Source organism: Nonomuraea rosea, from assembly GCF_039539705.1.
Taxonomy (GTDB): domain Bacteria; phylum Actinomycetota; class Actinomycetes; order Streptosporangiales; family Streptosporangiaceae; genus Nonomuraea; species Nonomuraea rosea.
Window position 1 is genome coordinate 541,381 of sequence record NZ_BAABDQ010000005.1, and the last position, 9,984, is coordinate 551,364.

11 protein-coding genes are annotated in these 9,984 nt (G+C 72.6%); 7 read left to right on the plus strand and 4 right to left on the minus strand.

The features are described from left to right. The first annotated feature begins 46 nt into the window (after nucleotides 1-46). Entirely contained in the window at nucleotides 47-505 is a 459-nt protein-coding gene (locus tag ABEA43_RS16245) for a helix-turn-helix domain-containing protein (protein WP_345562565.1), read from the plus strand. 40 nt (nucleotides 506-545) lie between these two features. On the opposite strand, the gene ABEA43_RS16250 is transcribed toward ABEA43_RS16245, so the two are convergent. From ABEA43_RS16250 to ABEA43_RS16265, 4 genes are all read right to left on the minus strand, one after another. Continuing rightward, entirely contained in the window at nucleotides 546-1,520 is a 975-nt protein-coding gene (locus ABEA43_RS16250) for an aldo/keto reductase (protein WP_345562567.1), read from the minus strand. A 135-nt stretch (nucleotides 1,521-1,655) separates the two neighbouring features. Next, entirely contained in the window at nucleotides 1,656-2,129 is a 474-nt protein-coding gene (locus tag ABEA43_RS16255; RefSeq protein WP_345562569.1) for a hypothetical protein, read from the minus strand. Between the two features lie 93 nt (nucleotides 2,130-2,222). Then, nucleotides 2,223-2,687, minus strand: a complete 465-nt coding sequence (locus ABEA43_RS16260) for a MarR family winged helix-turn-helix transcriptional regulator (protein WP_345562571.1) — start codon at nucleotides 2,685-2,687, stop codon at nucleotides 2,223-2,225. 154 nt (nucleotides 2,688-2,841) lie between these two features. Beyond that, the gene (locus tag ABEA43_RS16265; protein WP_345562573.1) at nucleotides 2,842-3,306 is read right to left on the minus strand and encodes a nucleoside 2-deoxyribosyltransferase domain-containing protein; all 465 of its coding nucleotides are present in this window, start codon (nucleotides 3,304-3,306) and stop codon (nucleotides 2,842-2,844) included. A 103-nt stretch (nucleotides 3,307-3,409) separates the two neighbouring features. Between ABEA43_RS16265 and ABEA43_RS16270 the strand changes: the two genes are divergently transcribed. The 6 genes from ABEA43_RS16270 to ABEA43_RS16295 all read left to right on the plus strand — a co-directional run. Next, nucleotides 3,410-4,150, plus strand: a complete 741-nt coding sequence (locus ABEA43_RS16270; protein WP_345562575.1) for a phytanoyl-CoA dioxygenase family protein — start codon at nucleotides 3,410-3,412, stop codon at nucleotides 4,148-4,150. A 178-nt stretch (nucleotides 4,151-4,328) separates the two neighbouring features. Further along, a complete protein-coding gene (locus ABEA43_RS16275; RefSeq protein WP_345562577.1) occupies nucleotides 4,329-5,927 on the plus strand; it encodes a glycoside hydrolase family 13 protein in 1,599 nt (532 codons plus the stop codon). 84 nt (nucleotides 5,928-6,011) lie between these two features. Further along, nucleotides 6,012-7,613 carry a S8 family peptidase gene (locus ABEA43_RS16280; RefSeq protein WP_345562579.1) on the plus strand — a complete coding sequence of 534 codons (1,602 nt, stop codon included), beginning with the start codon at nucleotides 6,012-6,014 and terminating at the stop codon, nucleotides 7,611-7,613. Then, entirely contained in the window at nucleotides 7,613-8,308 is a 696-nt protein-coding gene (locus ABEA43_RS16285) for an RNA polymerase sigma factor (protein WP_345562581.1), read from the plus strand. The genes ABEA43_RS16280 and ABEA43_RS16285 overlap by 1 nt, the downstream gene beginning before the upstream one ends. Continuing rightward, nucleotides 8,308-8,805, plus strand: a complete 498-nt coding sequence (locus ABEA43_RS16290; RefSeq protein WP_345562583.1) for a hypothetical protein — start codon at nucleotides 8,308-8,310, stop codon at nucleotides 8,803-8,805. Before ABEA43_RS16285 ends, ABEA43_RS16290 begins: the two co-directional genes overlap by 1 nt. Before the next feature lie 16 nt (nucleotides 8,806-8,821). Then, nucleotides 8,822-9,984: tetratricopeptide repeat protein (locus ABEA43_RS16295; protein WP_345562584.1), on the plus strand; the 1,163-nt coding region annotated here is incomplete at its 3' end.

The following is a 9,984-nucleotide window of genomic DNA, read 5'->3' on the forward strand; positions in this document are numbered from 1 at the left end:
CTCCCAAAAGAGAACAGGGGCGCTCTTATTCTGTCAAGATAGATGCGTGGACAACGTGGAACTCGGCCTGCGGCTGCGCAGTCGCCGCGCGGCCCTCGGGCGGACCGTCGCCTCGGTGGCCACGGACGCGGCGCTGTCGGTGCCCTACGTGGCCAACCTGGAGAACGGCCGGGGCAACCCCACCGTCTCCGCCCTCGACCGGCTGGCCGACGCGCTCGGCACCCGGCTGGTGGTCGAACTGGTGGGACCGGACGAGGATCAGGGGAAGGCGGCGGCTCCGGTGGCCGTGCCGCCGTCGCTGCTGGCCTTCTCGCGCGGCGCCCGGTTCCGGCGCGAGGTCGCGCTGCTGGCCGGCACGCTCGCCGAGGACGATCGGACGGTACGGGCCATGCTCGTGGACGCGCTGGCCGCCGCCGCCGCGCCGTTGCGGCGGGACCTCCATGAGGGGGACTGGCGGCGGCTGCTGGACGCGATGGTGCTGATCCTGGGACATCCGGCGGATTAGGCGGCCCCGGGCGTCTGCTCCACCGGGGCCGCCTCGGGCCCTACACCGCTACGCCGGCCTCCTTGGCCGCGCGGTCGATGGCCGACAGCTCGTCGTCGGTGAAGTCGAGACGGTCGACGGCGGCCACGTTCGCCTCAAGCTGCTCGGGGCTGGAGGCGCCCACGAGGACCGAGGTGATGCGGGGGTCGCGCAGCGCCCAGGCGAGCGCGAGCTGGGCCACCGACTGGCCGCGCGACTCGGCCAGCTCGGCGAGCGACCGTACGAAGGCCAGGACCTCCGGGGTGACGCGGTCGGCGGTCAGGAAGCGGCCCTCGGCGGCTCGCGAGTCGGCGGGGATGCCGGCCAGGTAGCGGTCGGTCAGCAGGCCCTGGGCGAGGGGCGAATAGACCACGCAGCCGATGCCCTCCTGCTCCAGGACGCCCAGCAGGGAGGCTTCGATGCCCCGGTTGAGCAGGGAGTAGGAGGGCTGGTGGACCAGCAGCGGGGTGCCGAGGTCGCGGAGCAGGCGGGCAGCCTCGGCGGTGCGCTCGGGGGAGAAGTTGGAGACGCCCGCGTACAGGGCCTTGCCGGTGCGCACGATGTGGTCGAGCGTGCTGACCTGCTCTTCGAGCGGCGTGGCGTCGTCGTCGCGGTGCAGGTAGAAGACGTCCACGTGGTCGAGGCCGAGCCGGGCGAGCGAGCGGTCGAGGGTGGCGAGCAGATGCTTGCGCGAGTTGCCCTTGCCGTAGGGGCCGTCCCACATGGGGTTGCTGCCCTTGGTGGTGACGACGACCTCGTCACGCAGCGAGCGGGGGAGGAGCTGCCCGAACGCGGACTCGGCCGCGCCGATCGGCGGGCCGTAGCGGTCGGCGATGTCGAAGTGGGTGATGCCGAGGTCGAATGCCTTGTGCAGGATGGCGCGCTGGCCGTCCAGCGGTTTGCCCGCGCCGAAGTTGTGCCACAGGCCGAGCGACACGGCGGGGAGCAGCAGGCCGCTGCGGCCACATCTCCTGTACGGCTGGCGTTCGTAGTCCAACGATGACCTTCCCGAGCTCAATCATGATCACAATGAATCGTTTTTACCCGTCCTAGTTAAGCATGGGCAGGCCACGTGGGTTCGGTGCCCAGTGGGTGATCGACGCCGCTCGGCTTGTTCGTGGCGACGACGGGATCATGAGTCCGCGCCCGGGCGGACGATCATCAGCACCACGACGATCGCCCAGAGCAGGTTGTAGATCCCGGCGAACATGCTGAGCCTGCGCAGCCGGTCGCGCGGTCCCGGCTCGGCGAGCGCGTCCCGCTGGAGCGGCAGGATCTGCAGTGCCAGCAGGCCGCCGGCGAAGATGGTGAGGACCATGGAGACGTTGATCCAGATCTCGCCCATCCGGCCCTGGACGATGGCCAGCACGATCCCGGCCACGGGGACGACGAGCCCGGCGACGGCGTAGCCCCGGCTGATGCGGTGCAGCGCCACGGCCACGGACCGGCTCCGCTCGCCCTCCCCGCCTGTGCCGCCCTCCCCGCCTGTGGCTGGAACGCCGACTGCCACCGGGGCGTAGCGGGGGAACAGGCTCGTCGCGACGGCCGAGCCGCCGACGAACACGATGGCTGCCAGGACGTGAACCGACAGCAACAGACCTTCCACGGACCCTCCTCAGAACCTTCAGGCGGCCTGAAGCTTAGCACGAAAGCTTCAGGCCCCTTGAAGGTCCTCCGGGGTGCGCGGGAGGCTGGGGTCTCAGGGGGTGGCTGGGCCGGGGCGAGGGGTGCGGTTGGGCTGGAAGGCGGCTTGGACGGCCTCGGAGACCTGGCGCTGGATCGGGTCGGCGTCCGGGCCGAACAGGCGCTCGTCCACCATGGACACCGCCTCCTTCGCCGCGTCGAGGAGCCGCGCCCCCTCGGGCGTGACCTCGATGGTCGAGGCCGAGCCGGCCCGCGCGGTGCGATCGCGGACCAGGCCGGCGGCGGCCAGCGCCTTCACCGCCGTGTGGACGCTCTGCACCGTGGTCCCCGACATCCTTGCCAGATCGCTGAACGAGACCCCGGGCACGCCGGCGATGTGACCGAGCAGCCCGAGCCGGCTGACCGTGAGATCAAGAGGGGCCAGAGCGGCGCCGAGCTCGGTCTCGATCCGGCGGGCCAGCGTGAGCACCACGATGGAGGTGCTGGTCACGGGCGGGCTGGGGCGTTCGTCGTTGGTCACGGTCCCAGTCTCCCGCACCCCCGGGAGGCGAGCCGCGCGCCGGGTGGCGACCCGTACCGGGGAGAAGGCCCGTACCGGAGACCGGGGAGGAGGCCCGTACAGGGGAGGAGGCCCGGACGCGTCAGCCGTAGCGGAGAGTTGGGCCCGGACGCCGTCAGCCGGTCAGGCTGCGCACGGCGTCGAGGGTGTCGTCCAGGGTGGCGTGCACGATCTGGCCCGGCCGGGCCAGCCGGGTCTGCCAGCGCACGTCCTCCACCCGTGGATACCCCGGGTCGGCCCCGACGGCGAGCCCGCGGGCCGGGTTGTCGAGGGCGGCGCCCAGCTCCAGCAGGGCGATCGGCTGCAGGCTGCCGCCCGCCGGGAACCAGAAGAGGGTCAGCACGCCCGGCAGGTGCAGGTGGTGGTGCTCCCAGGCGATCTGGATCGGAGTCTGCGCGGGGTCGTTCATCGGGAAGTCGCGGCGGCGCGGGTTGAGCACGATCGCGGGCAACCGCCGCAGCGCCGCCGCGGCCCGCCGCTGCCAGTCCTCGACCCCGGTGATCCCGCCGGCCAGGAACACCGCGGGCGGGTCGCCGGGGGAGGGCTCGTAGTAGTCGGGGGCCTCGTAATAGGGGCGCACGGTGATGTTCCTCTCCCAGGTGACGCGGAAGGACGAAGGACATCCTTTCGCGGTATGTCATTCTCGGTGCAGACCCACGACTTCGGACGGCAGGAGCACGGGGATGAACGACCCGTCGATGGTGCGGTTCTACCGGGACAACGGCTACGTGCTGGTCAAGGGGCTGCTGAGCCAGGCGGAGGCGCGGGCGTACCGGGAGGAGTGCCACGCGGTGCTGGCCAGGCTGCGCCACACCGAGGCCACCTGGGGGAGCGCCAGGGAGCTGGCCGGCGGCGCGACCGAGCTGCGGCACTGCCACGACGCGCAGTTCCGCTCGGCCGCCTTCGCCCGGCTCATGGTCGATCCGCGGTTCACCGACGTGGCCGCGGCCCTGATGGGCTCCGAGAACGTCCAGCTCCACCACACCAAGATCTTCGTCAAGCCGGCGGAGAAGGGGTCGCCGTTCCCCATGCACCAGGACGCCGCGCACTTCCCGCACACCAGGCACACGCTCGGCGCGGCCATCTTCCACTTCGACGACGCGCCCGAGGAGAAGGGGTGCGTACGGGTGGTGCCGGGCAGCCACAGGAGCGGGCCGCTGCCGCACATCGAGGAGGGCGGCTGGCATCTGCCGCTCGCGAGCTGGCCGCTGGAGGCCGCCGTGCCGGTCGAGGCGGAGGCCGGGGACGTCCTGTTCCTCACCTATCTCACCGTGCACGGGTCCGGCGTCAACCGGGCGGCCGAGGCCCGTACGACCCTGCTCATCCAGTTCCGCGACCCCGAGGACCGGCCGGTCGACGACGTGCACCGCTCGCGGGGACAGGGGACGATGCTGCGCGGCGTCGACCCCACGGGAGATCGTTAGCCGCCCGCGCACCCCCGCCGGCCTGCGGTTCCCCGCCGGGCTGGGGTGAGGTGGGGTAGGCCAGGGGGTGGCCCGCGCCGGACGATGAACACATCTCGGGCGCACGGCGTACGCGCTGGTCCCGCGCCACCTCCCGCGCCGGCGGCAGCCGCCGGCGCCACCTGATCTGGGGGCCCACATGACCGAGCTCGCCTACGCGGAGCGTCCCGCCGCCAGCGCCACCGACTGGTGGCGCGAGGCCGTGATCTACCAGGTGTACGTGCGCAGCTTCGCCGACGGCAACGGCGACGGCGTCGGGGACCTGCTCGGCGTCCGCAGCCGCCTGCGGTATCTCGCCGAGCTGGGGGTGGACGCGGTCTGGCTGACGCCGTTCTACACCTCGCCGATGGCCGACTTCGGCTACGACGTGGCCGACTACCGGCAGGTCGATCCGATCTTCGGCACGCTGGCCGACGCCAAGGCGCTGATCGACGACGCCCACCGGCTGGGCCTGCGGATCATCATCGACGTGGTCCCGAACCACACCTCCGACCGGCACGAATGGTTCGCCCAGGCCGTACGCGAGGGCCCCGGGAGCCCGGCCCGCGACCGGTACGTCTTCCGCGCGGGCAGCGGCGACCTGCCCCCGAACGACTGGGAGTCGGTCTTCGGCGGACCGGCCTGGACGCGGCTGCCGGACGGGCAGTGGTATCTGCACCTGTTCGCCCCCGAGCAGCCCGACCTCAACTGGGAGCATCCGGAGGTGCACGAGGAGTTCGCCGGCGTCCTGCGGTTCTGGCTCGACCTGGGCGTGGACGGCTTCCGCATCGACGTCGCGCACGGCATGGTCAAGGCCGAGGGCCTGCCCGACATCGGCCGTACGGGGCAGGTCGAGATGATCGGCACCGCCGTGCTGCCCTTCTTCGACCAGGACGGCGTGCACGACATCCACCGGGCCTGGCGGCAGATCCTGGACTCCTACGACGGCGATCGGATCGGCGTCGCGGAGGCCTGGGCGCCCACCCCCGACCGGCTGGCGCTCTACGTCCGCCAGGACGAGCTGCACCAGGCGTTCAACTTCCACTTCCTGACCACCCCGTGGGAGGCGGCCGGGTTCCGCGCGGTGATCGACTCCTCGCTCGCCACCACCGCGCTGGTCGGCGCGCCCACCACCTGGGTCCTGTCGAACCACGACGTCAAGCGGCACGTCACCCGCTACGGTGGCGGCGAGCAGGGGCTGCGCAGGGCGCGCGCCGCCGCGCTGCTGATGCTGGCGCTGCCCGGCTCCGTGTACGTCTACCAGGGCGAGGAGCTGGGTCTGCCCGAGGTGCTCGACCTGCCGGACGAGCTGTGCCAGGACCCGCAGCGGCTGCGCGACCCCGACAGCGGCCGCGACGGCTGCCGGGTGCCGATGCCGTGGGCAGACCTCCAGCCGAGCCACGGGTTCAGCTTCCCGGCCGCCGATCCGAGCTGGCTGCCCATCCCGGCGGCGTGGGGGCCGCTCAGCGTCGACTCCCAGCTCCGCGACGCCGGCTCCACGCTGCGGCTGTACCAGGCGGCGCTCAGGCTCAGGCACGAGCTGGACGACCTCGGCGACGGGCCGCTGACCTGGCTCGACTCGCCGGAGGGGACGCTGGCGTTCGTTCGCGGCGACGTCGCCTGCGTGGTCAACCTGACCGGGCGGCCCGTCGAGAGTCCCGTACGGGGAGAGGTGCTGCTCGCCAGCGCGGCCCCGGAGGGCGGACGGCTGGCGGCCGACTCGACGGTCTGGTGGCGGCTCGCCGGGCCTCCGTACTGAGCAACCGTGACGTTTTCGTTATCAAAGGCGCGTATCGCATCAGGGGAGCCGCCCTCGTAGCCACAGAGGAACGGAGACGATGTTATGACCATCGACTACATCCCCGACCCGCCCGCCGAGGGCGCAACGGAACATTTCGGGCTGCCGTGGCAGGGCATCACCCTTCCCAAGGCCATCCTGGATCGGCACGGCGCCCGGATCCTCGACCCCTGGGCGGTCCCGCTGGACAAGGGCGAGACCCCGCCGGACTCCACGATCTACCGCGCGTACGTGCTGCTGATCCCCGGCCAGGCGCTGGCGTCGGAGACCTCCACGGAGTGGATCAGCCGCAACCTGGGCCGGGGCGTGCAGCTCTCGCCGAGCGGCGTCGAGCGCGCCCGCGGCAGGGACTACCCGGAGGAGCCGGTCTGGATGCCGGTCGGGCTGGAGCCCGACGGAGAGGTGCAGGACGTCGACCTGGACGCCTGGCGGGCGCTGCGCACGCTGCGCAGGGCCTGCCGCGAGCAGGCGGGCGGGGTGCCGCGGGAGGAGTTCGTGACCAGGACGTCGCTGGACCACCTCTTCGTCGGGTCCGGCGTCGACGGCGTCGGCGCCGACCTGGGCGGCGCGCCGGCCACGAGCGGGCACGGCGTGACCGACGAGTCGGGTGTCTTCTCCCATGTCGGCTACGGCCGGACGCCGGTGACCCTGATGAGCGGGCCGCCGCGCCGCAGGACGGTGCAGGAGCTCGGCGGCGACCGGATCACCGTGGTCACCATGGACACCGGCGTCGTACGCGGCCACCCCTGGTTCAAGCCGTGGAGCGACCCGGACGCGTTCCTGACCGTGGACCCACCGGGCCAGGCGGTGATCGAGGCGCTGGACCTCACGCAGGGCGGCAAGCCGGTCGCCAGGCTCATGGGCTACGAGGACCTCGGCGAGCTGCCGAACCCGCTCGTCGGCACCCTCAACAGCCACACCGGGCACGGCCTCATGATCGCCGGGCTGATCGCGCAGCTCGCGCCGGACTCCCGGGTGCTGATGTACAAGGTCATGCACGCCGACGGCATCGTGCCGGGTGAGGCGGTGCACGCCGCGATCGACCGCCTGCTGGAGCGGATGAGGTCCGGGTTCACCGTGGACGTCCTGTGCCTGGCCTTCGGCGGCTTCGCCGAGACGCGGCAGGGGACCGACGCCATGCAGGCGCTGTTCGAGAAGGTCAACGAGCTGCGGGCGCGCGGTGTCATCGTGGTGAACGCGGCCGGCAACTACTCCACGACCAGGCCGTTCTACCTCGCCGCCCACTCCGACACGGTCGTGCCTGGCGGCCCGCCGCTGGCGCCCATGATCGGCGTCGGCGCCAAGAACCCCGACGACACGATCGCGATCTTCAGCAACGAGAACGCGGCCGTCCGGTGGCGTGCGCCCGGCGCGATGCTGGTCAGCACGTTCCCGCCGTACGTGCAGGGCGCCCAGAACGCCGCGCTCACCAACGGGCGGCGCACCTCGCTCGACAGCGACTCGGCCAGCCCGTTCAGGAGCTGGAGCGGCACCTCGTTCGCGGCGCCGATCGTGGCCGGGGTCATCGCCGCGCGGCTGAGCCGGACGGTGCACCAGGTGGGCCTCGACCGCATGCAACGCGCCCGTGACGTCATCCAGCAGATGATCAGCGAAAAGGTGATCCGCCCGGAAACCACCCCCATCTGATGATGACCAAGGACCCCGAACTGAACCCCGCACCTGGTTCGGCGGCCGGCCCCGCACCTGGTCCGGCGACCGGTCCGGCAGCTGGCCGGGCGACCGCCCCCGCACCTGGACGGGCGCCGGCTGGTCACGGCGGTGAGCGCCGCGACCGGCTGGCGGGCCTGCTCCTCGACGCCCGCGAGGGCAGGAGCGGCGCGCTGGACGCCATCGTCGCCGAGCTCACGCCGATGCTCTGGCACACCGCCAGGAACCAGGGCCTGAGCCCGGAGGCCGCGGAGGACGTCATCCAGACCACCTGGCTGATCCTGCTGCGCCACCTGAACGACATCGCCGCACCGGGCGCGCTCATCGAATGGCTGGTCACGACGGCTCGCCGCGAGGCGTGGCGGGCCGGCGCGGCCGCGCGCAAGGCCGATCTGCCCGGTGACGACACCTTCGACGAACTGCCCGGCGGCCTGTTGTCGCCGGACGAGCTGCTGGTGGACGACGAGCGGCGGCGGACCCTCTGGAACGCGGTCGCAAGGCTGCCCGAGCGGTGCGGCGAGCTGCTCAGGATCATCGCCTTCGTGCCCCGCCCGCACTACGACGCCGTGGCCGCCGCTCTGGGTATGCCGATGGGCAGCATCGGCCCCACCCGTGGCCGATGCCTCGCGAAGCTACGCCGCCTGCTCGCGATGGACCCGGAATGGAGCCCGTGATGAACGGTGCAGATGGGGAGAACACATCCGACTTCACCACCGAGGACCAGCTCCTTATCGACGACATAGCGGACGTCTACCGCCGGATAGACCCGGTCCCCGCGACGCTGGTCGAACGCCTGCAGTTCGCTCTGGCGCTGGAGTCACCGGAGTTCGAGATCCTGCGCCCGCACGAGGACAGTGGGCTCACCGCCGGGGTCCGGGGCGGTGAGGACAGCCGGACGATCACCTTCGACGGCGAGATCCTCACGATCATGATCAGCGTGAGCGCGCACGACGAGCACGCCGTACGCGTGGACGGCTGGCTCGCCCCGCCCGGCGACCACCTGGTGGAGCTGCGCACGAGCGATGGGCCGCATCTGGTCAGGGCCGACGACCAGGGCAGATTCGTCATCGACGTGGTGCCGCGCGGTCTGACGCAGCTCGTCGTGAGACAGGGGCTGGACGATCCGGCGCTGGCGACGATACTGGCGGTGACCCCCTCACTCATTCTCTGACCGGCGCGAGGCGGTATTGGCGGACGACGAACGGGCAGCCGCTCTTCGCGAGCGGATCGAGCGGCTGCACAGGTCCAGCGTCGAGGCGACCGACAACGGCCGCCCGGCGCTGGCCGCGCGACGGCTACGGCAGGCCCTCACCCGCCTCGGCTGGCCCGCCACCGCCGCTTCCACTGCCGCCTCCGCCACCGACGCAGCCGCCGATGATGCTGGCACCTCCGCCACCACCGCCACGGCCGTCACCGATGACGTCGTCGCCGACCACGCTCCGGGCCGGGCTGGGTGGGACGATCTGCTGGCGCGGTTGCTGACCAGCCTGGCGCACGCCGAGGCCGAGCTGGGCAGGACAGAGCTCGGGCTGAGCCTGCTCGACGAGGCCCAGCGTGGCGCGCCGCCGCCGGAGCTGGCCATCGTGCACGCCCAGCGCGGCCTGCTCCTCCTGCGCCTGGGCTCCAACGCCGAGGCGCTGCGGGAGCTGGACCTCGCCGCTCCCATGCTCCTCGACCACGACCGGGTCGAGCTGGCCCGGGTGCTGCTCAACCGGTCGGTCATCCACCTCTCGACCGGCCGGATCCGCCAGGCCAGGGACGACGCGCAGAGGTCCGCGCAGATCGCCCACGCCCTCGGTCACGACGTGCTCGCCGCCAAGGCCCTGCACAACGACGGCTACTGCGACCTGCTGCTGGGTGACGTGCCGGCGGCGCTGGCGGTGTTCGCCCGGGTGGAGCCCCTCTACCGGGAGGCCAGCCCGGGCTTCCTGCCGGTGCTCGCGCTCGACCGGGCCAGGGCGCTGCTGGCCGTCGGGCTGACCGACGAGGCCGGGCGCACCCTGGACCAGGCCATCGACGGCTTCCGGCGGCAGCGGCTGATGCAGGACTACGCCGAGGCCGAGCTGGCCCGCGCCCAGTGCGCGCTGGACGCGGGACGCGCCGCCGAGGCGCGGGACTGGGCCAGGCGCGCGGAGTCCCACTTCTGGCGCAGAGGCAGCACGGCCTGGGCCCTGCGCGCCGCCCTCATGCGCCTGCGCGGCGACTTCGCCCAGGCAACCGCCCCAGGCCCCGCGCCGCGCGGCGAGCCCGCGACGGAGACCGGCAGACGGCCTGCGGGGTCGATCACGCCGGGCCCCGCGCCGCGTCCCGGGGCTGCGGGGGCGACCGGCTCGGGCGCCGCGCCGCGCGG

What these genes read in the sequence shown, in the direction of transcription:
- ABEA43_RS16270 (WP_345562575.1), top strand. Translation starts at nt 3,410, where the DNA reads ATGAACGACCCGTCGATGGTGCGGTTCTACCGGGACAACGGCTACGTG.
- ABEA43_RS16275 (WP_345562577.1), top strand. Translation starts at nt 4,329, where the DNA reads ATGACCGAGCTCGCCTACGCGGAGCGTCCCGCCGCCAGCGCCACCGAC.
- ABEA43_RS16280 (WP_345562579.1), top strand. Translation starts at nt 6,012, where the DNA reads ATGACCATCGACTACATCCCCGACCCGCCCGCCGAGGGCGCAACGGAA.
- ABEA43_RS16285 (WP_345562581.1), top strand. Translation starts at nt 7,613, where the DNA reads ATGATGACCAAGGACCCCGAACTGAACCCCGCACCTGGTTCGGCGGCC.
- ABEA43_RS16290 (WP_345562583.1), top strand. Translation starts at nt 8,308, where the DNA reads ATGAACGGTGCAGATGGGGAGAACACATCCGACTTCACCACCGAGGAC.